Raw genomic sequence first — 25,608 nt, 5'->3', positions numbered from 1 at the left:
CTCTTACTTGTGAATTTTTCTGGCCACGCGCAACTTGGCTGAGTGCGAGCGGTTATTGGCTTCTAATTCTTCTGCACTTGGCAAGATTGGCTTACGGGACACCAATTCCATCTTGGGCTTGAGATCATCTGGGATGAAGGGTAAGCCTTTTGGAACTTCAACCGTTGAAGCTTCCTTGAACAATTGCTTGGTCAAACGGTCTTCCAAGGAATGAAAGGTAATCACTGAAATCCTACCATCCAGAGCCAACATATCCATAGCCTGCTGGATGGACTCATCTGCCGCTCCCAGTTCATCATTGACTTCAATTCGAATAGCCTGGAAAATCTGCTTAGCAGGATGACCCTTCTTCTTGAGCTCCTTGGCAGGCTTGGCCGACTTGATAATTTCTGCCAATTCAGTCGTAGTCTCGATAGGTTTCAGATCACGCGCTTGTTCAATCTTGCGGGCAATCTGTTTAGAAAATTTATCCTCGCCATACTTGAAGAAAATACGAACCAAGTCATGATAGTCATAATTGTTCACCACTTCATAGGCTGTCAGACTAGCATCCTGATTCATCCGCATGTCCAGTGGCGCATCCTTTTTATAAGAAAAACCACGCTCACGCTGGTCCAATTGAGGACTAGACACTCCCAAGTCATAACAAATTCCATCAATTTCCTGAACACCAGCTTCGCGCAAACGTGCCTGTAAATGACGGAAGTTATCCTTGATAAAGGTTACCATCCCTTTTTCGATATAGGGTGCCAAACGTTTTTGCGCATTGTCAATGGCATTCTGGTCCTGATCAAAGGCATAGAGATGGCCTTTTTCACTTAATTTACTTAATAAATATTCGCTGTGGCCTGCTCCACCCAAAGTCGCATCAACGTAGATACCGTCAGGCTTTACGTCGAGCATATCAATCGTCTCATGGAGTAAGACCGTTACATGATGAAATTCTTTTGTCATATCTTATCTATTTTACCACAAATCTGACTAGCTTGCACTAGTCAGACAAATAGGCCAAAAACAAGTAAGATTTCTTTAAGAAATATGTCAAATATGCTTGACAATCGCTCTATAGAATAATATAATATGGTCAAATATATACGACACAAATCAGAAAGGAGAACAGATGAATCGTGTGAAAGAATTTCGCAAGGAACTAGGCATTTCCCAGCTCGAGCTCGCCAAGGATATCGGTGTCTCGAGACAAACCATCAATATGATTGAAAACGACAAGTACAATCCAACCCTGGAACTCTGTCTCAATCTCGCTCGTAGCCTCCAAACTGACCTCAACAGTCTCTTTTGGGAGGATAATTTTTAAAAAAGGAGCCAACTCATGAAAAAAGAAACCTTCACTGAAAAACTTATCAAACGCATTTATGGCATTTCAGGACCACTTGATGAACACAAACGACGCGAGGCTGATCGTATCGGCAATCAAGTTTTTATCATCCTCTTTTATCTGATGACGTTTGGAAATCTCATCCCCTTTGTCCTCGCTTATAAATACCCGCAAATTGTCGCTATCGGCTATCCTATTGTGGTATTCGGCATTTCGATGATTTCTGCTTTCTATGTGCTCTCCCAAACCAAAAAAACAGGGATTACAGCTATTGATCCAGATATGCTGAGTGAGAAAGAAAGCAAGCAACTACATTACCCTGGTCTGAAAGCAGGTTTGTTCTTTGGTCTATGGATGTTTTTTATAACCCCTCTTCTCCATATACTGCTAGATGAGAGCCAGGACTATCTTCAGTCTCTTCTCGCTTTTAAAAATATTTTTTCAAGTATCCTCCAGTCTGTCTTCTTTGGAGTGGTTATACAGATTCTCATCTCCCGTCGCATTGCAAAAGCCAAGAAAAATCAGGATAATGATTAGGAGGAAACTCATGAAAAAAGAAAAGAAACAGTTACGTTATCCTGGTCTGAAAGCAGGTTCGATTTATGGAACAATGATATTTTTTATAATTCCACTCATTGATACCCTAACAAGTGAAAATCCAAATTTTATCAGTTCTCTTCTAAATACAAAACATATTTTTAAAACTATACTGGGAGCTTTCTTTTTCGGAATGATGATGCATATTGTCGACTCACTTCGCATTGCAAAAGCTAAGAAAGATCAAGATGAGGAGTAGGAGGTGCCCTATGAAATCATTACTAACTTTACTGACCTATCATCTTTTGTTTGCTTCACTGCTCATCTTCATCATCATTTCAGGGAACTTGCCAATCAGCGAGATACTCCTCCTTCTAGTCTTTATTCCAGCCCTCAACAAAGGACTAACTTATCTAAAGATTGACTCCCAAAAAACGCGCATACTCAACTTAGCACTGTGCTTTATGATTATATCTTTGCCACAACTGATGGTCATCTCAAGCAATTGGAAATATTATTTACTGTTCACTATCGCTAGCCTTTCTTCTATCACTTATCTTTATTATCTCTATCAATTCGTAAAAGAAAGTCAGTAAAACTGCTCATTTAGGAGGTTACTAGTATGAAAAAAGAAGACTTCACCACTCGCCTACTTCGAAATCTCTTTCACATTCAGGGCCCTTTTGATGAATGCCGACAAGAGATTATCTACAAGGCTTGTGCCCGTTCCATGGTCCAAATCGTTTATTCTTCCTTCTTTCTCTTCTTGTTTTATCTATTATTTGGACGCTTCATAGAAGCCGTTCGCTATGCTATGCCCTACGTTTACTCTGGACTCATTTTTTTCATTACTTTAAAAACTCAAAGAGCCGTCAAAGAACTCCATCTGGAAAAAGATGACAAGTCAGAAATCATCCTCAAAACCTACAGCAAAGCCCAAATCAAATTCCGAAGCTGGATTGTGTTTATCGGTCTTCAGATTGGCCTCTTTACCCTGCTCATCTTTCATAAAGTCTTCGTTCAGCAGATGTCCTTTTCAGATTTTGGGAAGTTGCTCATGCAATTCGATAAAAGTGTTCCTTTCCTGATGTATGGCTTGATTATCGGTAGTATTTTCGGAACCCTGACCTACGGATTTCTATCACTACAGGAGGAGAAGACTCCTAAAAATACCAAACAGAAGGAGAAAAGCAATCAATGACCTCACTATACGATTTTTCAGTCTTAAACCAAGACAAGCAAGAAACTCCACTAAATGCCTATCGTGGTAAGGTTCTCTTGGTTGTTAATACTGCTACCGGATGTGGTTTAACGCCCCAGTACCATGGACTTCAAGAACTCTATGATCGTTATCAAGAACAAGGTTTTGAGATTTTAGACTTCCCTTGCAATCAGTTTATGGGACAAGCACCAGGTAATGCAGAGGAAATCAACGCCTTCTGTAGCCTACATTATCAAACCACTTTCCCACGTTTTGCCAAGATCAAGGTCAACGGTAAGGAGGCAGATCCCCTCTATGTTTGGTTGAAAGACCAGAAATCTGGTCCACTAGGAAAACGAATCGAATGGAATTTCGCTAAATTTCTCATCGGTCGTGATGGGCAGGTCTTTGAACGCTTCTCTTCAAAAACAGACCTAAAACAAATTGAAGAGGCAATACAAAATCTACTATAATTTTACAATCTCACTTTGATCAGGTCTCCTTTAACCTAATGAATAGTGAGATTTTTTGATTAGCTTTGACTTATACTCTTCGAAAATCTCTTCAAACCGCGTCAACGTCGCCTTGCCATATGTATGGTTACTGACTTCGTCAGTTTCATCTACAACCTCAAAACAGTGTTTTGAGCTGACTTCGTCAGTTTCATCTACAACCTCAAAACAGTGTTTTGAGCAACCTGCGGCTAGTTTCCTAATTTGCTCTTTAATTTTCATTGAGTATTAAATAGAAAAGTGTACAAATGTCTACTAGGAAAATCAGAAACATTGTGAGTTTTAATCAAACAAAAAGGACTTAGCTCTATGCAATACAGAACTAAATCCTTTGAATAAATAATTGATCTAACTTTTAGAATCCCTACAGAAATTCCAGTTTTTCTCTATTTGATACCAGACATTAGTTTTTCAATACGTGGAACGTATAAGAGTAAGATAATACTGAATACAATCGTAATTCCTCCAACAATTCCATAGTAAGCCACTTCAGTTTCGCTTGTATAAAATTTTACAATTTGAGCATTGATGGCTTGGGCAGCAGCATCACTCAAGAACCAGATAGACATCATTTGTGCTTGGAAGGACTTTGGTGCTAGCTTATTAGTGACTGATAGACCAATAGGCGAAATCAACATCTCCCCCACAATCACAATAGCCCAACTCATAATCAACCAGAAAGGACTGACCTTAACATCTGTCCCAAAGAGCATCCCTGGTAACATCATCCACAAGAAGGATAAACCTGCTGCTAATAAACCGTAAGCAAATTTCTTAGAAGAGGACGGTTGCTTTTTACCCATTTTCCCCCACAACCATGCAAAAATCGGCACATAAATCATAATGAAAAGTGGATTGATACTTTGGAAAAAGCTAGATGGAAAATGAATCTGATTCCCAAATACATTAAAGTAAAGTTGAGTTTGATCATCCGCAAATAGAGCGAGAACAACAGAACCCTGTTCCTCAATAGACCAGAAGAGTACTCCAGCGATAAATAGAGGAATGTAGGCAAATACTCGGGATCTCTCAGTGGCAGTTATTTTCTGACTAGATAAAATCTTAAAGAAATAGTAGATTGGAATAATTACAGCAATCACTGTAAAGATATTAACAATCATATCCACATTAAACTGGTGAGTAAAGACTAAACCTATAACCACAAGAATAACCATGACAAGTGTAATTAGCAAGCGTTTAATCAAGGTATGCTGCTCCTTCTGTGAAAGTGGATCAGTGGGGTAAAGACTTGATTCAGGCAGGTATTTCTTCCCATCTAAAACATATTTCACAAGACCAAAGAACATCCCAACAGCAGCTAATGAGAAACCTAGATGGAAATTGACTTCCTGACCTAGATAACCCACTAGATAAGGGGCAACGAAGGCACCTAAGTTAATACCAAAGACAAAGATACTAAATCCTGCATCCCGTCTATCATCCTCTTTCTCATAAATTCCCCCAACCATATCTGAGATATTAGGTTTTAAAAATCCAGTACCAAAGATAATCAAGGCAATAGAAAGATAGAGAGCCACTTGTCCAAAAGGTGTTGCCAAAGCAATATGCCCTAGCATAATCAGAATCCCACCGTAAAAGACGGTCTTACGGCTTCCTAAAATACGGTCACTGACAAAACCACCGACAACCGAGGATAAAAATACCAGCGAGCCATAAATCGCCATAACCGATGCAGCTGTGGTCTTATCCATCCCCAACCCACCATCTTGTACACTATAGTACATATAGTAAAGTAGGATAGCTCGCATCCCATAGTAAGAAAAGCGCTCCCACATCTCTGTAAAGAAGAGGGTGGACAAGCCCATAGGATGTCCAAAAAATGTTTTCTGTTTTTCCATATATATTCTCCTTTAACGATATAATAATTCATTTTACAGAATTTTCAAACAAATGTCAAACAAATCCTGTCTATTTTAGAAAATTTTCTGAAAAATCTAACCTCTCATACTTAATTCCACCATAAAAATTCATTTCAAACTAACTTCCACTTCGGTCAGGCAAGTGGAAGTTACTTTGAAAAATTTCTCTTGTTTAGTTTAAAAAAGAGGCTGGGCAAAAAGTCTTTAAAATCATAAAAACATCCCTATGCCAAACTTGTAATTACTAAAATACAAGTCAATAAGCATAGAGATGTAAAACTATTACACATTAAAAAATAAATAATTAGCAATTAAAGAATAGAAATTGTGTACAAAATGTCTCAATTAGTTTTCGCTAGTAAATATCATTTCCAACAAACGCCCTCTCAATTCCTTATCCTGATGATGCAAGATATTCATTAAGTCATGAGAATTTTTGGCATTGATGAATTGATTTAACAATCTATCTTTTAATTCATATGGAAGAGAAGCCGTCTTTAGTAGTCTAAAAACTTCATCATTTAGGGGTGTCCTTTTATTATCTTTCAATTCAAATCTAGCTGTATCATTCTTATTTGGCAATTCAATTATAGACACATTCGTTCCTTTAAAATGAATTCTATGCCTTCTATTGCTTGGAACGATACTAGAATCGCCTTGTAATGCTAACTCTACCATCCCCATTTCCCAGTCGATTGATAATCTTGTTTTATATCTTTGACCATTTTGAACTTCAATCATTTCAAAAGAATGTTGCTTGCCTGGGAATACATACCAATCTACAACTTCAGGTAAATCAACACCCATATCTATCTCAGAACCAACCAAGGGAATGATTGCACCACTTTTTGCAAACACAGGTATAGTCGAAATGTCTCTATAAACACTCAACTTCACACCACCTGTATATTTTTTCTCTGAAAAGAAGTCATACCATTCACCTTCAGGGAACCATACATCTACTTTTGCAGATTGGAATGCCAAATCCATCTTTTCTACAATGGGAGCCACCATCAGTTCTGTTCCAAAAAAGTATTGATTTGGAACATTATAACTCTCATCATTCTCTGGGTAGAAATAATACATTGGGCTGATTAATGGGGCACCTTCCTCATGTGTCTTTACATTCATGGTATATAGATATGGAATCATCTGATGTCTCAAACGAAGGTATTTCTTCATAATCTTAGATGTTGTTTCTGAAAAAAACCAAGGTTCTTTACTATTAAAGGGACTTCTAGAACTATGTAATCGAGTTATCGGACTAAAAACGCCAAACTGTAGCCATCTAGTTTGTAGCTCTTCATCATAATCCCCCAGCATGTGTCCACCGATATCATGGCTCCACCAACTATAGCCGATATTTGATGCTGTCGCTGTAAAATAAGGTTGAAATCTTAAGGAATTCCAACTAATAATGGTATCTCCTGAAAAACCAACAGGGTATCGGTGACTACCCGGCCCTGCATATCTTGATAAAATCAAACCACCTTCTACATTTTTACAACTATCCTGATAGTGATAATGGTTTAAAAGCCACAGTGGATCCAACATGCCTTGTGTCCCTTGTTGCCAGTCAATCCACCAAAAATCTACTCCTTGCTTTTCTAGCTCATAATGAACATCTTTAAAGTAGGATTCCCTAAAAGAGGGATTAAAAAAATCAAAAATGGCAGGTTCTTCTAGTTCTATATTTAACCCCAATCGTTTGGCGACTCGAGGATAAGCTTCTTCATAAGCCCGTATACCATCAGCAGGATGGACATTTAAGGAGAGTTTTAACTTTCTATCATGAAGTTGTTGCAATAACTGTTCTGGATTAGGTATTAAGTTTCTATTCCAACTATATCCTGTCCACCCACTTCCAAAACGAGCTGGAATGTCAGTTATATGCCAATCCATATCTAAAACACCGATAGATAATGGAATTTTCCCTGTTTCAAATCTGTCTATTAAATCCAAGTATTCATCCGACGTATAAGGCCAATACCTACTCCACCAATTTCCTAAAGCATATCTTGGCAATAAGGGTGTTGAACCAGTCAAATGGTAAAAGTCTCTGATTGCTCCTCTATAATCATGCCCATAGGCAAAGAAATACAGGTCAATTTGATTTTCTCTCTCAATATAACCAGACTGTTCATCCCAAATAAATCCTTGAGAATCATCCAATAAGGCTATACCATTTCTGCTAATAATTCCATCTTCTAACGAGATTGCTCCATCTGCCTTATCCAGAGTCCGAGCTGTTCCTTTTAACGTTTCAATAGATTCACCAAAATACCAGCGACTACCATATACGGCAAAATTTCCTTTTAATTCTATAAATAAATTTTCGGCGTTAAATTCTCCTTTATTAAAATGCAAATGAAAATAGTCCGTCATAATATCTAGTACGTTTGATGTCTCGATATAATCTAACGAAACTTGGCCAAACTCTCTATTATAGATAAGTTGTGTAGTTCTATCCTCAAAACTTCCAGTTTGAGAGTATTCTAACCTTACTAGCTTGTCTGTTAATACAGAGATTCGATAAAACTCTCCCTTAAAAATTTTCAATTTGTTTCCCTCCTTTTAGTAAATTTCTTTATCTTATCAAACATTTTATTTGTTATCGTTACATTCATCAATCCGCAAAAAGCAAATCCCCCAAATGTAAATACGTAAATAGCTGTTAAAACTCGTTCTGGACTACTAAAACTCATATACAGTACAGAAATATTAAATAAAACCAACATGATAGCTTGTATTGGATTTAAAATACAAATTAATACGCTATTTACAATACTATTTTTTAGATTATCTTTAAATAGACCAATATAGGGAAAAACAACACTCATAAAAAGTATTATAACAAATAAAAAGGGCAACACTAACAATAAACTATACTCTGAAAGTAAACTTGAATAGCCCCAAAGACAATAGTTCACATATAAAAGTAATTCTATTAGGAGGATAAACAACCAAATAAAAGTTGATTGTTTAAAATTTTGTCTAAAGATCCGAAAATAATGATAAGCAATATCGGTATCTTTACCTTTTAAAATACGATACCACATTGTCGTAAGAGAAGTTAGTGATGCCCCAATTGTAACTATTGGAATACAACTCACAATAAATAGAGTATTTAAAATAATTAAATCTGTCAAAAAAGTTAAAATTCTAACCATTTTTCCATCTAATGAAAATAATTTTTGCATAATAGATATCTCCATAAAATCGATTGCCTTAACTCTATATTTTATAATGTCAGTTGTACAAAAATATTACCTAAATTATTTAAAAAACATTTCCACATTTCTTTAAAAATTAGAATAAAGGAAGCGAGATAATCTGATGTTATCAGTCTCGCTTCCTGTAATTAGCTAGTCCCTTGTTTATACAACCAAGAGTTCATATAAAGTATTACTCTTTTACTTCTTTTTGGTAACGATTATATGCTTCCTGTTGAATCTTCATAAATTCGTCCAATCCCATATTCTTAAGAGTTTCTTTGTATGAGTCCCATTCTTTTTCTATGCCACCTTCAACTACCCATTTAGATGCTTGTTGTTTGACATAAGATTCAATACTCACATAGATTGATGATAATTTGTTAAGTTCTTCTTGTGAATAAATCACATTAGGGTAAGCTGGCAACGCAAATTGTTTCAAATCTTGGTCCATCTTCAATTTCAATCCATCACCTTGTGTTTGATCGATTTCTACGCGACTATTGATATCATCGCTTACGTATTTAGGACCAAAATCTCGAAGTGAATTAATCCATGCCCATTCATCAGCTGATTTACCATCTTTAGGAGGTAACACTTTAAACTTATCACCATTCTTTTCAGTAGCTATTCCAAATGATCCATAGAAATTCTGAATACTTGCTTCATCTGTATATAATTTATCCAACCATTTCAATAATTTAGCAGGGTTTTTGCTCTTATTTGTAATCAAAATTTCATTTCGACCATAGTTGTAATGATCTGGATCAGAAAAGACATATTGTTTACCATCCATACCTTTTAAAGCAGGTAGAGCGATATACTCACTTGAATGTAAGCCAAACGTTGCATCTGCTGTCCAACCACTAGAAACACCTACTCTAGATACTCCCTTATCCATACGTTTTGCTACACTCATAGATGTATCTTCTGTAAAGATTTCCGGATCAATCAAACCTTTTTTATAAGCTTCGTGCATTGCTGCAATCCCTTGTTTATAACTTTCCTCTGTACGAAGGTAGACTGGTTTCCCATCTTTTACAGACATTTCATATGTATTATCTGCCCCTAAACGATTATTGAACGGAAGAATATATGAGAATGTCGGATCAAAGTTTCCTGCTCCGAATGGAATTTCATCAGAAGCGTCTCCATTTCCGTTCGCATCTTTATCCTTAAATTCTTGTAGTACTTTTACTAAATCATCATAAGTTTCTGGAACCTTTAATCCTAAATTATCCAGCCACTTTTTATTAATAAATAGCTGATTAGCTACAGTAGGACGCATCGGTAATTTTTTAGGTAGACTGTAGATATGACCATCTGGTGAAGTAATCATAGCTTTAATCTTAGGTTCTTTCTCCATAGCCTTAGTTAAATTTGGCATGTTTTCCTTGATTAAATCTTCCAATGGAATAAACAAAGATTGGTTCTGAGCAATTTCTGAATCTGTAAATGCATTTGAACCCAAAAATGCATCTGGTAAATCTCCGCTAGCAACCAAAACAGATTTCTTATCTGCCCAATCTGCGGCTACAAGTGTATCCCATTTAACATCAATACCTGCTTCCTTGGCAGAATCTGTTAGAAAACCTTTATGATAATCTTCTCCCCAGTCAGACCAACGAACAGTTGTGATTTTATAAGAATCTTCTCCAGACTTATCGTCCTTATTCGCATTACTAGAATTTGCACAGGCTGTTAAGCCAGCAAGTGTAACTGTTCCTAAGAACAAATATGTAAATGATTTATTTTTCATGTTTTTCTCCTATTCTTTCAAGGCGCCAATCATTACGCCTTGATTAAAGTATTTTTGAACAAAGGGATATAGCAACATTATCGGAGCGGTTGAAATAACAATTGCTGCATATTTCATCATATCGGCTTTGATACGAAGATCTGATGCCACTTCTCCTGTTGCTTGCGATTGTAACATTTGATTACTAATTAGTAAACGTCGTAAAATTAATTGCAATGGCTGTAAATTTTCATTCGTTAAATAAATTAAAGCATTAAACCACGAATTCCAAATACCAACTGCAGTCCAAAGTCCAATAACTGCTATAATAGCTTTTGATAAAGGAACAACTATTTTAATAAAATAACGAATTGTACCACAGCCATCAATTTGCGCAGCCTCCCACATCCCGTCTGGAATACTATTATTAAAGAAAGTTCTAGCAACAATAATATTGTATGATGAAACTGCAAAAGGTATTACCATTACCCAAAATGTATCAATCAAGCCTACATTCTTTACTGTTAAGTAGGTAGGAATCAAGCCACCTGATACAAACATAGGGATTATGTATAGAATACTCATCCACTTTCTACCAACCAATTCTTTTCTAGATAAAGCATAACCAGCTGGAATATTGACTACTAAAGCAACTAAGGTACCAACAACAGTATATAAAATGGTATTTAGATAGCTACGTAAGAATAAAGGTTGTTGAATAAGACGTAAATATCCATCTAATTTCCATTCTCTAGGAATAAACCATACCTTTCCATTTGCAACATCTGAAGGATTACTAAAAGATGCAATCACTACAAACCATAACGGATAAACAATTAACAGGATAAGGAAAATTGCTAAACCATAGGTAACTATATCAAATAATAATTCAGAGTTTGTTTTTCTTGATTTATGAAACCATCTCACTTTAAGCACTCCTTCCTTTAAAAAAGACCCGTTCTAGTATATCTTTTTGAGAACCAGTTAACAGATAACAAAATTATTAGATTGACTACGGTGTTAAATAACCCTATAGCTGTCGAATAACTATACTGAAAGTTCACCATACCAACTTTATAAACATAGGTCGAAATTATCTCACTTCCTGCTAAATTAAGAGGATTCTGTAATAGTAACACTTTCTCAAACCCTACACTTAATAAACTACCTGCTCTTAATATTAGCAAAATCATAGCAGTTGGCAAAAGTAATGGTAATTCTATATGCCGAATTTTTTGTAACCTAGAGGCACCATCCATAGTTGCAGCCTCATAATATGTAGGATCAATTGCAGAAAGCGCCGCCAGATAAATAATACTATCCCAACCAATATGTTGCCATACATCACTCCAAACATAAACACCTGCAAAATGACTAGGTTTTGATAAAAAATCTGGAATAGTGATTCCAACAGACTTAAATACATTCGCTAACAAACCACTAGTAGGAGATAAAAATAAGATGATCATCCCACACATAACCATTGTAGAGATAAAATGGGGTAAGTAAGTTGTCACTTGAAATATTTTTCTAAACTTCCCAACTCTTAACTGATTACTAATTATAGCTAGTATAATAGGTAAGGGGAATCCTACTACAATACTATAAAGTGAAATTTTTAATGTATTGAACATAGTTGTCCCGAATTGGAATGATGAGAAAAATTGAGTAAAGTACTTAAATCCTACCCACTGACTAGCAAAGATACCATTGGCTGGTGAATAGTCTTTAAATGCAATAATTAGTCCCAACATGGGAATATAGGAAAATAAAATTAATAGCAATATTGAAGGAAAAAGTAATATATATAACGGAATACTATGCTTTAATTTTATTTTATGAAGTTGAGATGCTACTTTCATGTTTTTCCTCCCATCTGATTTTCTACGATTATTTTACACCATATAGAATTCCCTTAATAGAACTTTTTGGACTAGGTTTATCAATTTTTCAGTTTTTTAATTTTAAAAACTATTACTTTTCCGACATCTTGATAAAACATATCTGTTTTGTTACATGATATCGTATTTTCAAAGTGCTATAATTTTAGTAGGAGAATAGTATATGAAATTAAATCACGACTTATCAAAAAAACATTCCATTCATTTTTTCTTTAAACTCCTACTTGTACTACTATTGATAAATATTTTAATCAATATTGCTATGAGTAACATAACCAGAAATTTTATTAAAAACCAAAATATAGTACACCTACGTAGTTCAATTGAAATTTATGCTGACTCTGTTAATGAAAAATTACATTCTGTAGAACGCTTTATGTACTCAACAATAACGCATAATGAATCTTTAGAGAAATTAAATCATGTACAAACGTTTCTTGAGTATCAAGAAAATCTTAAAAAAGTTCAAACTAGCTTTACAGAGTTTGAATATCAAAATGAAACTCATATGACATTCTTATTAGAAACCGATAGTACTGATCATTTTATAAATGTCTCCAATCTTTATATTCCATATGAAGATTATCTACTGTTAAAATCAAATCTAAAATCATTGCGTAGTGATATAAGTGACCGTAAATGGAAAAATGTAACTACTAAAAACAGTGAATACTTAGTTAAATCTGTTCATTACGAAGGAAAAATCATTTATGCCGTCATATCTTCAGAAGATATCCTAAAACCTCTCAATAAACTTAATATTGGTAATAATGGCAAACTCTCCCTAAAAGAGCCTAACAATATACCGTCCGCTAATTACCTAATTCATGCCCAAAATGAAAAAACGCATTTACCTTTCGATATTTATGTTTTAGTCGATTATGCCGAAGTCTTTAGAAATATCACACTCTTAGAAGTATTTTTATCAGCCGTTCCTATCATTATCACAATTTTATCAATCATCATTATCCTGTATATTCGTCAGTGGATGATTAAACCTATAACAAGACTCACTGAACGACTCTCTCAACTCGGGGACTCCATCCCCCCTTCTGAATTTTTTATATCTGAAGGTATACTAGAAATTGATAAGGCAAATGATAAACTTAATAAAGTAATATTTGACATGCAAGAATTAAAAATAAGGGAATACCATTCACAACTAGAACTTAAGAAGATTGAACTTAATTATCTAAAGAACCAAATCCGTCCACATTTCTACTTAAATATGTTATCAATGATTCATAGTATGCTTCAAACAAAAAACTACAAGGAAATTGAAGAGTTAACTATCCTAACTTCAAATTATCTCCGTCATTTATTTATGGCTAATCAAGATTTTTCAGAACTTAAAGATGAAGTTCAGCATATTAAAGATTATTTAGAAATACAACGAATTCGATATGGAAATAGTATCTACTTTTCACTAGACTACAATTCTGAGCTACAAAATACTCTTGTTCCATCGTTACTTTTACAAACATTTATTGAAAATACAATCAAACATGGTTTTTCATTTCAGGATTTATTTACAATTTTGCTATCAATAAAAAAAGTAAAAACTGAGAACTCAGATTATATTCAGATTTGTATCGAGGATAATGGTCCAGGTTTCTCTGAAGAAATTTTATCAAAACTAAATCAGAAACAGTCTCTAATAACAGAAGATGGACATCATATTGGGATCACAAACACCATCGAACGTTTAAATCTTCTCTATCCTAATGACTATAGTATTGCATTTGAAAATAATGAAGAAGGTGGGGCTAAAATTCTTTTACTTATTCCATACAAGATTATAGATGGAGGTTATAATGAACATCTTATTAGTTGATGACGATCGTTTTATCATTGAAGCTTTACGAGAGAAAATAAATTGGGCTAAACTACACATTGACACTGTTTATGTTGCCTATAGCCTCACTCAAGCTCAAAATATTATTAGAGAGAATCCTATTGATCTCATGATAAGCGATATAGAAATGCCTCAAGGTAGTGGCCTCGAACTCTTATCGTGGATTAGAAATGAAAAATATGATATAAAAACAATTTTTTTAACCAATTACGCCGACTTCAACTATGCTCAAAAAGCAATTGAATTGCAAAGCTTCGAATACTATCTAAAACCCATTAACTTTGAAAAATTAGAATTTATTATTCAAAAAGCCATTAGTAAAATTGAGAATCATAACTTAAATGGAAAAAATGATTCGCTTTTACAAATAGAAGATAATTTCTGGTATGATTACCTTAGAAAACCTCAAATTTCTCGCATTGATGAGCTAGAAATAATAGCAAGCAAACAAGATTTTATTCTTCAAAAACACCAGTATTTTTTTCTTGCAGTTTTAACAATCAATCTTAATGAAGAAGATTATTCTGCAGAAACTCCATCATGGACTTCTCAACTAAAAAGAGAACTTCAAAGAATTTCACAACCTTCTTATAAGCTGATAAGTCTATTCAAGATGGAAAGCCAGGTTGATCAATATGTTTGTCTCTTTAGAGTAGACTCATCCAAACGTAGTGACAAATTGGCATATGAGATTCATTCTCAAATTTCTAATAACTTTAGTAAATACTCAAACATTATATATAAGAGTTGCCATAAAATATCCGATATTTTATTTCATACCAAAGAACTCTACACTTATAATGAACAATATGTTTCTTATTGGAATACTATTACATGTGTTCCACATAGTTTTCCAACTTCCTTTAAAACAGAAACTCTTTCAATTACGTTTTTAGATACCTTAAGTGAATACGAATTAAGAGAAAAAATTAATTCACTTACTTATAATTCTCAAATTCCTACTTTCACACTACAACAAATTTTACTAGATTGGACTCAACAAATAGGAATATATCTAGATCAAAATGGAATCTCGGCACATAAATTGTTCCAAAATAGCACTCATGATTTCTTATTCCAACGACGCTTTCATTCAATTGAATCTTTTCAGGATTACTTTGATTATTATTGGTCACATGCTAAGAAATTTGCAACAAACATTGAAAACCAGAAAAATAGTATTCAACGTATTGTCGAATACATAGATCATCACTACTATGAGGATATAAATCGTTCTATATTAGCAGATATGGTTTATCTCAGTGCAGATCATTTAGCTAGAATTTTTAAAAAAGAAACTGGAGAAACTCTTGTTAAATATATAACGGATAAGCGCATTAATGCTGCTAAATCTCTCCTATCTCAAACAAATATCTCGATATCACAAGTATCTTGTCAAGTAGGGTATGATAATTATTCTTACTTTACTAAAATTTTTAAACAAAGGACTGGACTTTCTCCTGGAGATTACCGTAAAACTTATCAAAATAAAATGTAAGCAATCTGAATTATTGAAATACTACGGACTGTGGTAAGCTTTGACAGTCTACAGTTTTTCCAAAAATAGCTCCATAAACTTATTTGAAATTGCTGATAAGGTAACTTCTTAAAAAGTCAGTTTCAGAAAAACAGCCCGTAAATATTTCTAGGATGAAACGTATACTATCAAGTTTTTTATTCCTGATAGTATGCGCTTTTTATTTGAATACTTGCTACAAAACCTCACAAGATTTACTATCATGCCATACCAAAATGGACTATTTTTTGATTGCACAAAAATATTATTTTCAAATATTTAGAAATAATCGAACAAATTAAATATTATTTCTAAATATTTGAAAATAATTTCTATTTGTATTATACTATCTTTGAGGTATCTATTATGAACTATATCAAAAGACCACATTATTTAGACTTTTTAAGAAGACATCGTGATCGCCAAATCATCAAAGTTGTGAGCGGAGTTAGACGAGCTGGTAAATCTGTGCTTTTTCAACTCTATAAAGAGGAGTTACTAGCAACTGGGGTAGACGAGGATCAAATCATATCCATCAATTTTGAAGATCTGAGTTATTATGAACTGCGACATTTTCAAACATTATTCGCTTATATAAAAGATCAATTAGTTAGCGAGAAAACATACTATATCTTTTTAGATGAAATTCAACATGTTGAAAAATTTGAACTGGTAGCAGATAGTCTATTTATCCTACCAAATGTTGACCTCTATTTGACTGGATCCAACGCCTACTTTATGAGTAGCCAATTAGCTACAAACTTGACCGGTCGGTATGTTGAGATAGAAGTTCTTCCATTGTCATTTGAAGAATACCTATCAGGTCAATCTCTCACAGAGAATCTGAATACAACAGAAATTTTTAACAAATATCTCTTTAGTGCTTTCCCTTACTTATTGCAAACATCATCTTACGCTGAAAAAATTGATTATCTAAGAGGAATATATAACTCCATACTGTTAAATGATATTGTCACTAGATTGGGAAATCCAAATCCTACTATTATTGAACGCATTGTCCGAACCCTTCTCAGTAGTACAGGTAGCTTAATATCAACAAATAAGATTCGCAATACCCTAGTTAGCCAAAATGTTTCAATCTCCCATAATACTTTGGAAAATTATTTGACAACTTTGACAGATAGTTTACTTTTTTATTCCGTTCCACGTTTTGATGTAAAAGGTCGAGCATTATTGCGACGCTTAGAAAAATATTATCCCGTTGATTTAGGTTTACGACATCTCTTATTACCAGACCACAAAGAAGACATTGGGCATATCTTGGAAAATATGGTATATTTGGAATTGAGACGTAGATATTCACAAGTATATGTTGGTAACTTAGATAAGTATGAGGTTGATTTTGTTGTTGTAACTGATCTTGGTCACTACGCTTATTATCAGGTCAGTGAAACAACACTTGCTCCAGAAACACTAGAAAGAGAACTCAGACCACTAGAAGCCATTAAAGATCAATTCCCCAAATATCTATTGACAATGGATACGATTCAACCAACAGCAAATTACAATGGTATTGAGAAGAAAAATATCATAGATTGGTTACTAGAAAAATAAATAATCATAAATCATACAGCTAACTAGATTTGCAACAGTCTGTTATCAATGATTCTATCCAAACCCTAACAAGATATAGCGAATTTAGAACACACTATATAATACGGACACTTGAAAGATAAAATGGAATCTTTAACTTCTGGAAGTACTATTATTACTCAAAATGATGAATCTCCATAGAATTAATGAAACTATAAATCAAACGGAACTATAATGAAAAAAAGACCAAGCAATCAGGATTTAAAATCCTAAAAACGCATACTATCAGGTATGAAAAACTTGATAGTATGCGTTTTATTATGGAAATATTTGCTTCATTTTCTCCTGAAATAGAGCTTTTGCTATCCTATTTTTCTCTATTAATAATGACTTACTTCAGCTTCTTACCTCTTAGAAAGAGCAACAAAAATATGAACTAGCAAAGTTTGGCATCATCAGTAATCCAGAACAATTTGTTTTTACATATATCGACACAAAAGGAAACATCAATAAGCCTTTACATGCTGACTATCTAAACAATAAAATAAAAATCATTAGAAAGCGACATAAAGAGCTGGCACACGCTACACCACACAAACTACGTCATACGGGAGCAACGCTCGCTAAACAGGCAGGAATGAACTTAGAAGCCATTTCCGAAGCCCTAACACACAGTGATACAGGTACAACACAGATTTATGTCAATACTTCTAATGTAGTTCCTATGGTAGTCGGTGAATTTGCCTTAAAGTCTCTAAAACAATAAGATGAAAATAAGGTAAACTTTGAGGTGAACTTTTCAAAAAAACACGAAAAAAGCACCCATAAGGTAAACTCTTGAGTGCTTTGAAACGTTGATAGTATCGTATTGATTAATGTTTTGAGAACTGTAATGCTTTACGAGCCTTTTTCAAGCCTAGTTTGATACATTTTTATTTTAACAAGTGTCATCATTCCTTTAAAATCAACGTTTCCCAGGGTTTCCTGAAAATAAATTTACAACTAATTTGAATAAGTTTCAGTTAAATGGTGTGAATTTTACCCTATAGAAACATCTACCAAGTAATTTATAGCTTCCAACTCTCCCTCATCAAACATTTAAAACATTGTATAAAGCAGCATTTACTTTATCACATTCATCAATTAATACAATTTTGATTTCTCTGGACAATAAATCATTAGCTTCTGTAAAAATCTATTGCTGTCAATTCATCGAAATATATTACTTTTTTTAGTGTACTCATAAATTACCCCTTCGTCACTTATCAATTATCACCTAACTCCCTCAACCGTTCCTGCCCTACCTTCAACATCTCTTTTTCAACCGTGTTCCATTTTCCAAATAGGCATTCGTGTAAAACTTCTGCTGCTGAGGTTTCGTCTACTTGCGAATCATAAACACACGATTGATCTCTTTGATAAATTTGAATTTGTCTAAAAAGTTTATCCTTTTCTAACTCCCGTAAGTTATTAACCAAATGTTCTACAATTCCATCATGGTGTGCTTTAGGAGTCGCTCTAGCTTGACTAGGATCTATGGCGTAGAGCTCCTCATAACGTATCAAAGTACTGAGATAGGACAATTCTGGCTTAGTCGCAATCAGTGCAAGTGAGACTTGATAGCCTCTATTTGTCAATAATTGTGCTGTTTTCCGAGGGACTTCGGTTGTTCTCAAGGTACCCTCGATTAATAAATGATAACCTTGCTTACTCAACTCATCTACAAGATATTCAACCATTTGGCCCGCGAATGCTTTTGTATAATCCACACTATCTTTACCATACTTTTCCTGTAGACCAAGGTAGTTCGGGTGAAAAGAGCGATAACTATCTCCATCAATGATAATGACATTTCCCTGAAATTCCCTTTGTTTAATACGATGAATCGTTGTCTTACCAGCACCACTCTGCCCACCAAGCAAAATAGCCTTGGGCTGAGATGAAGTTGTTTTTCCACGAGTTAAAGAACGAACGAGTCGATTAGAGGCTTTAATAAAATCATCCTGACTAAATTTATCTAATTTCATTAAGCCACCACTAGATGACTAGCTTGTTCTAGCATACGTTCAATGCCATCCAAATAGCCATTATATCGCTCTACTTCATCAAAAGTAGCAACAAGATAAATCTTCGTGTTAATCAAATCAGAAAGATCATCGCTCATTAGAACCCAAGGATTAGCACTATCATCAAATTCAATTCCTTGTTCATCTTGAAAACGATAAAGTTGTGCTAAGATATTCGCTCCTCGTTCCTTTATCAATTCTATTTTTAATGTTAACTGATAATCTTCTACTGGTGTGAGCATTTTTTCCTCCCCTACGATATCGAGATAGGAAACATTAAATTTTTTGCAGATGCGATCTACTAATTCTGTCGAAACCGAACTTATCCCATTCTCATAACGGCTCAAACTATTTCGAGAGATACCAATAATCTTTGCGAATTCAGGTTGGGTGAGATCATGTGTTTTACGTAATGTTTTTATATTTTCTCCAATCATGAGAGCCCTCCTTTTATTTATTTCTATTATAGCAAAAAAAATAGAAACGCACCATTTTTGGTGCACCAAAAAAAACAGATAAACTTTATTAGCGATGTTGACATCTGAAATTTAGATATTGAAGACTACATAATGAAAACTCTGAGAAGCACTGATATCCTGCTGTTTCCCATAGTATTTAAATTTTTAAGCAAAACAAAAAAAACACCCAAGAGATGACTCTTGAGTGCTTTGAAACATTGATATAATCGTACTGATTAACGTTTTGAAAATTGGCTAGCTTTACGAGCTTTTTTCAAGGATGGTTTGTGAAAGCTAGTTTTTATATACTTATAAAATGGCTTTAGAATAGTATTTTATTGAATCTTAAGTTATTAAGATTTTAAAAAAATAAATATAAGTACACTACTTTTAGGAAATTTTTATCTTACTTTTAAATTTTCTTTTGTAATCAATTATGACATAAGGTGAAATTTTGTTTTTCTTTTGAATTATCTCTTTCATATGAAAAACTTATTCCATAATCATCAATTATTGTTAAACCTTCTATCTTGTGATTAGAAAAGTGATGAGAGAATACTCTAATTTTGTTTATTTCTATGTAGTACTGAAAAAAAGAACTAAAATAGCAGTTTAATATAGAAATATTATTTCTTTTTAGATATTTATATAATAATTGTTTAGCGATTCTGCTTACTTTCATATAATGTTCATTCATAAGAAAAACTCCTCCTCTCTAGTCTATATCTCAAAACTCAGCCTTTTTGGTTGAGTTTGTAGGGGATAAAAAAGTGGAAACTTATCCACTTTTTATTCTAAATTTTTTTCAATAGTTCTGGAAAATCTTTAAAATCTTTAGTCCAAATAATATTTACTCCCATTTTAGAAAAATGATGTGAAATTATCACAAGTTCGAATGGACTCATCTTTCCAATTCTCATTATTGTATAATGCCTCTTTTTGGATTCTAAAGCAAGCTTTAATAATCTTCTAATATTAGGATCGGTTAAGCTACAACCAACAAAAAGACAATTATTTTTTCTAAACGTTTCTAATTGTGTTTCAATTTGCCATGAATATGGACTATTATATAAAAAATTATAATCATCCTCTGTTAGCTTAATTGAATCTTTGTAGCTTTGATTTATAGGTTTACTATAAGGTAAGTATCCATGGATATGATAAATTGGAATGGAATCTTGTAGGGATTCCTCCGGTGTATAAAAAACTTTATATTTAATATTCTTAAAAAATTTATCCAAATACTGCTCGTAAAAATCATCGTAATTATAAGTTAATACTTTAATATTTCTCTTTTTTGAGTATCGTTCCAATAATCTTCCTAATTCATAAAGTGTGGTGTCCTTCTTTAATAGTTTCGGTAAAAATTTATCGTATAAGCTCGCATAGATTCTCTTATAAAATTTATCACTCGGTAGCAGATCCTTATATAATTGTGCATGAATTAAGTCAGTAGATCCTATTTTTCTTTTTATTTGTCTGTCAAAATTCAATGGAATTAATTTATTTATGTCTTTCTCAAATGAGAGTATAAGTTTATCCCATGAAACCGCACCATAATCAGAAGAGACTCCCGCACCTAAAACAATTGCGAAATCACCCGTACGAATATCATTTTTTAATTTTGTAATAACATACGTGTTATAATTTATAAAGTCGTCTATGTCAATCTGATTGACTTGTACATTATTATAGAGTCTATCTAAAGTTTGTGACTTAATATAATCAATTGGATATTTATTTATCCATCCTTCTATTGTCTCATCTGCAAAAAAATATACATTGTCTATTCGTTCAATATTATCTCGAATATCTTCCTCTGATATACCATAAATTATGAATAATAGATTTTCATGAATTGAAATTTTTTGTTTATATTGCGCGATCGTCTTTCTTAAAACTGACAACGATGAAACAATTTTATAAGAAACAAGAACTGGACCATTAATTTCAATATTTTGAATATAACATCCATCTTCCATATATGCATCAAAAAGAATTTTGCTATATTTGTCCAAAACTATATTATCTCTGACAATGTTTCTATCTAACCTTTCATTCATTTCATTCAAAAGAACTCCATCGATAAACTTTTCAAATGAATGTTGTGATGTAAATAATTTTGTTTTTAATCCCATACTTTTTTCCTACTAATATAATAAAGTGATTAAACGATTCAAAACTGAAGGCCGCAATTCTATTTATATACTATTCTTTTCCATTGAATAATTTCTTTCGCTCTTTCATAAACTCAATCAATTCTTTTTTAAAGATTTCTTTTTCCTCATCGGTCAATCCTTTTGAGTTCATACGAAAAAGTAACTCAATATTATCTAATTTATCCTCTGTATAATCTGAATTACCAACTAAGTAATCTACTGACACGTTCAAAATCTGTGCGATTTTAACTAGATTTTCTTGCGTTGGTTTTTTAATCCCACGTTCCCATGAAGCGTAAGCAGGTTGTGAAATTCCTAGTTTTTCAGCAACATCAACTTGGGTTAATTGTGCTTGTTTTCTTAGAGTTTTTAAGCGTTCCGAAAATTCCATTCTATTCCTCTTAAAATTTTTAAAGAAATTTTTCAAATATCTCTTGATAGATATAGCCATTGGTTATATAATATAAATATAGCTGATAGTTATATATTTTGTAAAAATAATAACGCTTAACTTCCAGCATCATGATCTTTGAAAATTTAATAAAAAGTGCGTATGACAACCAGAGGACTGATTGCCAAAACTACACTAAACTTCGTACCTTTATTGTAATTGTTTTGGAAAGAAAAGTCAAGTCCCTAAATGGTTGAAGTGTAGATATAAAACATTTTTGCGGGCTTCCACGAATTTCGGACTTTCGCACTTTTCCGGATAGTAAAGTGAACTGGCTTCGCCAAAGGGCGTAAGAGAATCTTAAGGGCAAGATTGTGACTACCTATTGAGCTTGGCTGGGAGAGCGATGGTAATTCATGCAAAGCAGCTTGCTAAACGTTGCCACCGTGAAGGAGGAAGCCTTCAACCAAATAACTTTTCTTTACTGCTGTCTATCCTTATCAGGTAGACTCACTCTCAAGCTACTAAGTCTTCTTTTTACTTAGTAGCTTTTTCATTTTTATAATAAAGGAGGATACTATGACAAACTTTTTTTCGCACTACAATGTCAAAGACTTTACGATAATTACACATTTACTTATAGAATCTTCAGTTCATCTGATAAGCTAATCGCAAAGCTATATACTCAAGCTTTGAATGATTTAGATTCTTTAGCAAAGAAATCACTCATCACAGGATTTTCTCATGCTGAAGTGGAATTCTCTACTAGAATGTTTAAACGTAAACTTTCTACTCACTACTACTCAAGAGTGAAGCTACCAGCTTAACTCTTTTTATTTTACAATCAGAAAGGAAACAACTTATGATCCCAGAAACTTTAAAAATGAAACCAGAATTTATCGGCCTAGCTTACTACAAAAAATTAGGAAACACTCCTCGTTATGTCTTTGGTAAAGAAGGAAAGTACCAACGACATATTCTAAATAGTGAAACCCATGGTGCCTTCCACGTTATTACACCTGCTTCTACCACTGTCTTTCCAGAAGATACTCTTGTTGAAGCAGTCAACCCCATTTTCCTATCAGATATTTCGCTGAATGTAAATTCTGTCGTACCTGCTCTCAACGTTTTTGCTGAGAAACTAATACTCAAGAAATAATAAAATAAAGGAGAAAATAAAATGGCTAAAACTGGATTAAACTATGGAATCTATAAAACACTAACACATAGGATTTATGTCAATACTTCTAATGTAGTTCCTATGGCCGTTGGTGAATTTGCTTTAAAGTCTCTAAAACAATAAGGTAAAAATAAGGTGAACTTTGAGGTAAACTTTTTAAAAAAACACGAAAAAAGCACCCATGAGGTAAACTCTTGAGTGCTTTGAAACGTTGATATAATCGTATTGATTAACGTTTTGAAAATTGTGATGCTTTACGAGCTTTCTTAAGACCTGGTTTTTTCTACATCATGATATTTATGGTAAATTATCACTAAAATCAAGTAATTTCAAGAGATAAATATTCAATCTTTACATATATAACCCTTTTAAAAATCAAGAGGTTATCAAAGGGTTATCACTTTTTTAGTTTTCGGAGCTTATGTAGTTGAGAAACAACGATTTATTTTTCTTCGTTTTTCTTCGTTTTTCTTCGTTTTTCTTCGTTTCGTTACTTGTTGTGAAATGATGTATAATAAAAATCACATTCCCATACAAACAATTGAATTGCAAAATTATAAAGCGAATGAACTTCATGAATTTAAAAGTAAGATTACTTTATAAATTCACTAATTAGTAACTATGTTTTCTTCGTTTTTCTTCGTTTTTATTTCATTTCTAATTTATAGTATTGACTGCGATCTTTCGTACTTGTCCCATACCATGTTAAAATACCTTTTGCTCTCAACGTTTTCAATAATTTCGACGAGTAAGAAACACTCCTACCTAAGAATTCTGCTACTTTTTTAGTTGTCATAGGTTCTGCTGTATTGTACATATACTGTATCAATAGTTTTTCATCAACACTTAAATCACTATAATCTCTAAGTTTACTTTCCAAAGAATCACGTGTTCTCAATGTTCTACTTGTAATACTGTTTTCTAATGTTAAAACTACTTTGTTACCTGGTTCAGAGTAACACGGTTCATGGAGAAAAGCAGATTCCATTTCAGAATAGATTCGTTTTACTCCCTCATTCATTTCTCGGACCCATCCAAATTCAGTTAAGGTACGAGCTATACGCGGATTTCTAGAAAAACGTTCATGTCTTATATTCTCAACAGTTACAATATTCGGTAGTTTTCCTGGGCTATGAATCTCTAGACGATTATCAAACATCAATACCCTGATATGATCTCCGTATACTGAATAATTCCTGTGGGTTACTGCATTTACAATTCCTTCAAACCAAGCAAATTCAGGATATTCTGGAAGTATCTGAAATCTACCATCACTATCTAAATACTGAAACTCTCGTAGCTGGGTTCGAATAAAATCTCTAACTTTAACAATTAATTTAGGCAATGCATCATCAAATGTTACTTCCTTAATAACATTAAATTCACTTCCTGTACCTACATCTACCCCATCAAATCGTTGAAAACGAACACGTGCTTGAGGGAAAAATGCTGAAGGATACTTACCAAAGATAAGAATAGCTGCCTTTGTTAATTTACCATTGATAAGAAACCGTCTTGCCTTTAATACCTCCTCAGTTGAACGTTCTGAAATATCAAAATGGTCCTTAAAATCCTGAACCAATAGTTCATCAATATCATCTAATGTGGCATCTTCAATGATTTCATCTTCAAAGAAACGCTGTCCCTTATCATAACTAAGTTGTATACGTTGCTCATAACTCAACTTGACTGATTCATCTCCCTGTCGTAGATAAACTTCATCATTTGGAGCAGCAATCACTCGGTTCGATGATAATTCAACTGAGATAACCAAAATCAGGTCGTCTTCTCCCTTATGATTAACCACAGGTATTTCCTCAAAAGACAAGTCCAACGGTGTATCCCGCATCTCTCGGTCTATCTTTTTGAAATCATCAATTGGATAGGCTTTCCTATCCTTGAAACCAGTGATAATATTATCCTGCTTTTCATCTTCAATCCCGATAATCAACTGACCTCCGTCAGCATTAGCAAAGGCAATCAGATGCTTTAACAATTCCGATGGTTTTTTCCTAGCTGATTTCCTATCCAAATATTGATTTTCTGGCGAAAATTGCCAGTAATTAAAATCATATTTCATTTATTTTCTCCTAATTTTTGGTTAAATAATGA

Annotated in this window: 25 protein-coding genes and 2 pseudogenes; 12 read left to right on the top strand and 15 right to left on the bottom strand. The window is 33.5% G+C overall.

Going from position 1 to position 25,608, the window contains the following annotated elements; all coding sequences use genetic code 11:
* Nucleotides 1–3 precede the first annotated feature (3 nt).
* Nucleotides 4–954, bottom strand: coding sequence for a 16S rRNA (cytosine(1402)-N(4))-methyltransferase RsmH (gene rsmH, locus SMSK564_RS11505; protein ID WP_025170932.1), 951 nt, complete (start codon nt 952–954; stop codon nt 4–6).
* A 166-nt stretch (nt 955–1,120) separates the two neighbouring features.
* Here rsmH and SMSK564_RS11500 point away from each other — a divergent pair, with 166 nt between their 5' ends.
* From SMSK564_RS11500 to SMSK564_RS0103140, 6 genes are read left to right on the top strand one after another with little or no spacing between them, the layout of a single operon-like run.
* Nucleotides 1,121–1,315 carry a helix-turn-helix transcriptional regulator gene (locus SMSK564_RS11500; protein ID WP_001082471.1) on the top strand — a complete coding sequence of 65 codons (195 nt, stop codon included), beginning with the start codon at nt 1,121–1,123 and terminating at the stop codon, nt 1,313–1,315.
* Between the two features lie 15 nt (nt 1,316–1,330).
* On the top strand, nt 1,331–1,873 hold the full coding sequence (locus tag SMSK564_RS11495) for a DUF3278 domain-containing protein (protein WP_000712335.1): 543 nt from the start codon (nt 1,331–1,333) through the stop codon (nt 1,871–1,873).
* A 10-nt stretch (nt 1,874–1,883) separates the two neighbouring features.
* Entirely contained in the window at nt 1,884–2,132 is a 249-nt protein-coding gene (locus SMSK564_RS11490; protein WP_000711737.1) for a hypothetical protein, read from the top strand.
* A 10-nt stretch (nt 2,133–2,142) separates the two neighbouring features.
* Nucleotides 2,143–2,469 carry a hypothetical protein gene (locus tag SMSK564_RS11485; protein WP_000838777.1) on the top strand — a complete coding sequence of 109 codons (327 nt, stop codon included), beginning with the start codon at nt 2,143–2,145 and terminating at the stop codon, nt 2,467–2,469.
* Between the two features lie 26 nt (nt 2,470–2,495).
* Nucleotides 2,496–3,074, top strand: a complete 579-nt coding sequence (locus tag SMSK564_RS11480; protein WP_000711226.1) for a DUF3278 domain-containing protein — start codon at nt 2,496–2,498, stop codon at nt 3,072–3,074.
* Nucleotides 3,071–3,547: a glutathione peroxidase gene (locus SMSK564_RS0103140; protein ID WP_000203042.1), complete on the top strand. Its 477-nt coding sequence runs from the start codon at nt 3,071–3,073 to the stop codon at nt 3,545–3,547. Before SMSK564_RS11480 ends, SMSK564_RS0103140 begins: the two co-directional genes overlap by 4 nt.
* Nucleotides 3,548–3,577: 30 nt before the next feature.
* Here the strand turns inward: SMSK564_RS0103140 and SMSK564_RS0103135 are convergent, their stop codons facing one another.
* From SMSK564_RS0103135 to SMSK564_RS11450, 7 genes are all read right to left on the bottom strand, one after another.
* Nucleotides 3,578–3,808: a hypothetical protein gene (locus SMSK564_RS0103135; protein ID WP_000692895.1), complete on the bottom strand. Its 231-nt coding sequence runs from the start codon at nt 3,806–3,808 to the stop codon at nt 3,578–3,580.
* A gap of 164 nt (nt 3,809–3,972) precedes the next feature.
* Nucleotides 3,973–5,382 (bottom strand): peptide MFS transporter, encoded by a 1,410-nt coding sequence (locus tag SMSK564_RS11475; RefSeq protein ID WP_419992002.1) that lies wholly within the window; start codon nt 5,380–5,382, stop codon nt 3,973–3,975.
* Nucleotides 5,383–5,811: 429 nt separating this feature from the next.
* The gene (locus tag SMSK564_RS11470; protein ID WP_000688737.1) at nt 5,812–8,025 is read right to left on the bottom strand and encodes a glycoside hydrolase family 31 protein; all 2,214 of its coding nucleotides are present in this window, start codon (nt 8,023–8,025) and stop codon (nt 5,812–5,814) included.
* Nucleotides 8,022–8,666 (bottom strand): DUF624 domain-containing protein, encoded by a 645-nt coding sequence (locus tag SMSK564_RS11465; RefSeq protein WP_001170584.1) that lies wholly within the window; start codon nt 8,664–8,666, stop codon nt 8,022–8,024. Before SMSK564_RS11465 ends, SMSK564_RS11470 begins: the two co-directional genes overlap by 4 nt.
* Before the next feature lie 205 nt (nt 8,667–8,871).
* The gene (locus tag SMSK564_RS11460; RefSeq protein ID WP_000792262.1) at nt 8,872–10,437 is read right to left on the bottom strand and encodes a type 2 periplasmic-binding domain-containing protein; all 1,566 of its coding nucleotides are present in this window, start codon (nt 10,435–10,437) and stop codon (nt 8,872–8,874) included.
* A gap of 9 nt (nt 10,438–10,446) precedes the next feature.
* The gene (locus SMSK564_RS11455; protein ID WP_001267167.1) at nt 10,447–11,343 is read right to left on the bottom strand and encodes a carbohydrate ABC transporter permease; all 897 of its coding nucleotides are present in this window, start codon (nt 11,341–11,343) and stop codon (nt 10,447–10,449) included.
* Between the two features lie 17 nt (nt 11,344–11,360).
* Complete coding sequence (locus tag SMSK564_RS11450) at nt 11,361–12,278, bottom strand: ABC transporter permease (protein WP_000861540.1); 918 nt, start codon at nt 12,276–12,278, stop codon at nt 11,361–11,363.
* Nucleotides 12,279–12,480: 202 nt separating this feature from the next.
* On the opposite strand from SMSK564_RS11450, the gene SMSK564_RS11445 reads away from it, so the two are divergent.
* The 4 genes and pseudogenes from SMSK564_RS11445 to SMSK564_RS13020 all read left to right on the top strand — a co-directional run.
* On the top strand, nt 12,481–14,151 hold the full coding sequence (locus SMSK564_RS11445) for a sensor histidine kinase (RefSeq protein WP_000773065.1): 1,671 nt from the start codon (nt 12,481–12,483) through the stop codon (nt 14,149–14,151).
* Nucleotides 14,132–15,670, top strand: coding sequence for a response regulator transcription factor (locus SMSK564_RS0103130; protein WP_001023731.1), 1,539 nt, complete (start codon nt 14,132–14,134; stop codon nt 15,668–15,670). Before SMSK564_RS11445 ends, SMSK564_RS0103130 begins: the two co-directional genes overlap by 20 nt.
* A 384-nt stretch (nt 15,671–16,054) precedes the next feature.
* On the top strand, nt 16,055–17,263 hold the full coding sequence (locus SMSK564_RS11440) for an ATP-binding protein (RefSeq protein WP_001106641.1): 1,209 nt from the start codon (nt 16,055–16,057) through the stop codon (nt 17,261–17,263).
* A 352-nt stretch (nt 17,264–17,615) separates the two neighbouring features.
* Nucleotides 17,616–18,008: pseudogene (locus SMSK564_RS13020) on the top strand (tyrosine-type recombinase/integrase); the annotation flags it as partial.
* 281 nt (nt 18,009–18,289) lie between these two features.
* On the opposite strand, the pseudogene SMSK564_RS13825 reads toward SMSK564_RS13020, so the two are convergent.
* The 6 genes and pseudogenes from SMSK564_RS13825 to SMSK564_RS11420 all read right to left on the bottom strand — a co-directional run.
* Nucleotides 18,290–18,425 (bottom strand): annotated as a pseudogene (locus SMSK564_RS13825) (AAA family ATPase); the annotation flags it as partial.
* 82 nt (nt 18,426–18,507) lie between these two features.
* On the bottom strand, nt 18,508–19,269 hold the full coding sequence (gene pezT / locus SMSK564_RS11435; protein ID WP_000762582.1) for a type II toxin-antitoxin system toxin PezT: 762 nt from the start codon (nt 19,267–19,269) through the stop codon (nt 18,508–18,510).
* Complete coding sequence (pezA, locus tag SMSK564_RS11430; protein WP_000578853.1) at nt 19,269–19,745, bottom strand: type II toxin-antitoxin system antitoxin PezA; 477 nt, start codon at nt 19,743–19,745, stop codon at nt 19,269–19,271. The genes pezT and pezA overlap by 1 nt, the downstream gene beginning before the upstream one ends.
* A gap of 451 nt (nt 19,746–20,196) precedes the next feature.
* A complete protein-coding gene (locus SMSK564_RS0103120) occupies nt 20,197–20,463 on the bottom strand; it encodes a hypothetical protein (RefSeq protein ID WP_001002152.1) in 267 nt (88 codons plus the stop codon).
* Nucleotides 20,464–20,560: 97 nt separating this feature from the next.
* Nucleotides 20,561–21,904, bottom strand: coding sequence for an SIR2 family NAD-dependent protein deacylase (locus SMSK564_RS11425; RefSeq protein ID WP_000523607.1), 1,344 nt, complete (start codon nt 21,902–21,904; stop codon nt 20,561–20,563).
* Between the two features lie 70 nt (nt 21,905–21,974).
* Nucleotides 21,975–22,316: a helix-turn-helix domain-containing protein gene (locus SMSK564_RS11420; RefSeq protein ID WP_000395812.1), complete on the bottom strand. Its 342-nt coding sequence runs from the start codon at nt 22,314–22,316 to the stop codon at nt 21,975–21,977.
* Nucleotides 22,317–23,178: 862 nt separating this feature from the next.
* On the opposite strand from SMSK564_RS11420, the gene SMSK564_RS11415 reads away from it, so the two are divergent.
* Complete coding sequence (locus tag SMSK564_RS11415; protein WP_000611950.1) at nt 23,179–23,475, top strand: hypothetical protein; 297 nt, start codon at nt 23,179–23,181, stop codon at nt 23,473–23,475.
* Between the two features lie 21 nt (nt 23,476–23,496).
* Nucleotides 23,497–23,619, top strand: a complete 123-nt coding sequence (locus tag SMSK564_RS13820; protein ID WP_004237094.1) for a hypothetical protein — start codon at nt 23,497–23,499, stop codon at nt 23,617–23,619.
* Between the two features lie 523 nt (nt 23,620–24,142).
* On the opposite strand, the gene SMSK564_RS0103115 is transcribed toward SMSK564_RS13820, so the two are convergent.
* Nucleotides 24,143–25,576, bottom strand: a complete 1,434-nt coding sequence (locus tag SMSK564_RS0103115) for an ATP-binding protein (RefSeq protein WP_000872635.1) — start codon at nt 25,574–25,576, stop codon at nt 24,143–24,145.
* Nucleotides 25,577–25,608 lie beyond the last annotated feature (32 nt).

Source organism: Streptococcus mitis SK564 (assembly GCF_000148525.1).
Classification (GTDB): domain Bacteria; phylum Bacillota; class Bacilli; order Lactobacillales; family Streptococcaceae; genus Streptococcus; species Streptococcus mitis_H.
This window is presented reverse-complemented; position numbering and strand designations above follow the sequence as displayed.

Bases quoted from the DNA above. Each gene is read 5' to 3' on its own strand.
- SMSK564_RS11415 (WP_000611950.1), top strand. From the start codon at position 23,179: ATGATCCCAGAAACTTTAAAAATGAAACCAGAATTTATCGGCCTAGCT.
- SMSK564_RS0103130 (WP_001023731.1), top strand. From the start codon at position 14,132: ATGAACATCTTATTAGTTGATGACGATCGTTTTATCATTGAAGCTTTA.
- pezT (WP_000762582.1), bottom strand. From the start codon at position 19,269: ATGAAATTAGATAAATTTAGTCAGGATGATTTTATTAAAGCCTCTAAT.
- rsmH (WP_025170932.1), bottom strand. From the start codon at position 954: ATGACAAAAGAATTTCATCATGTAACGGTCTTACTCCATGAGACGATT.
- SMSK564_RS11440 (WP_001106641.1), top strand. From the start codon at position 16,055: ATGAACTATATCAAAAGACCACATTATTTAGACTTTTTAAGAAGACAT.
- SMSK564_RS11495 (WP_000712335.1), top strand. From the start codon at position 1,331: ATGAAAAAAGAAACCTTCACTGAAAAACTTATCAAACGCATTTATGGC.
- SMSK564_RS11460 (WP_000792262.1), bottom strand. From the start codon at position 10,437: ATGAAAAATAAATCATTTACATATTTGTTCTTAGGAACAGTTACACTT.
- SMSK564_RS0103115 (WP_000872635.1), bottom strand. From the start codon at position 25,576: ATGAAATATGATTTTAATTACTGGCAATTTTCGCCAGAAAATCAATAT.
- SMSK564_RS11500 (WP_001082471.1), top strand. From the start codon at position 1,121: ATGAATCGTGTGAAAGAATTTCGCAAGGAACTAGGCATTTCCCAGCTC.
- pezA (WP_000578853.1), bottom strand. From the start codon at position 19,745: ATGATTGGAGAAAATATAAAAACATTACGTAAAACACATGATCTCACC.
- SMSK564_RS11465 (WP_001170584.1), bottom strand. From the start codon at position 8,666: ATGCAAAAATTATTTTCATTAGATGGAAAAATGGTTAGAATTTTAACT.
- SMSK564_RS0103135 (WP_000692895.1), bottom strand. From the start codon at position 3,808: ATGAAAATTAAAGAGCAAATTAGGAAACTAGCCGCAGGTTGCTCAAAA.
- SMSK564_RS11445 (WP_000773065.1), top strand. From the start codon at position 12,481: ATGAAATTAAATCACGACTTATCAAAAAAACATTCCATTCATTTTTTC.
- SMSK564_RS11490 (WP_000711737.1), top strand. From the start codon at position 1,884: ATGAAAAAAGAAAAGAAACAGTTACGTTATCCTGGTCTGAAAGCAGGT.
- SMSK564_RS11450 (WP_000861540.1), bottom strand. From the start codon at position 12,278: ATGAAAGTAGCATCTCAACTTCATAAAATAAAATTAAAGCATAGTATT.
- SMSK564_RS0103140 (WP_000203042.1), top strand. From the start codon at position 3,071: ATGACCTCACTATACGATTTTTCAGTCTTAAACCAAGACAAGCAAGAA.
- SMSK564_RS11485 (WP_000838777.1), top strand. From the start codon at position 2,143: ATGAAATCATTACTAACTTTACTGACCTATCATCTTTTGTTTGCTTCA.
- SMSK564_RS13820 (WP_004237094.1), top strand. From the start codon at position 23,497: ATGGCTAAAACTGGATTAAACTATGGAATCTATAAAACACTAACACAT.
- SMSK564_RS11475 (WP_419992002.1), bottom strand. From the start codon at position 5,382: ATGTGGGAGCGCTTTTCTTACTATGGGATGCGAGCTATCCTACTTTAC.
- SMSK564_RS0103120 (WP_001002152.1), bottom strand. From the start codon at position 20,463: ATGAATGAACATTATATGAAAGTAAGCAGAATCGCTAAACAATTATTA.
- SMSK564_RS11425 (WP_000523607.1), bottom strand. From the start codon at position 21,904: ATGGGATTAAAAACAAAATTATTTACATCACAACATTCATTTGAAAAG.
- SMSK564_RS11480 (WP_000711226.1), top strand. From the start codon at position 2,496: ATGAAAAAAGAAGACTTCACCACTCGCCTACTTCGAAATCTCTTTCAC.
- SMSK564_RS11420 (WP_000395812.1), bottom strand. From the start codon at position 22,316: ATGGAATTTTCGGAACGCTTAAAAACTCTAAGAAAACAAGCACAATTA.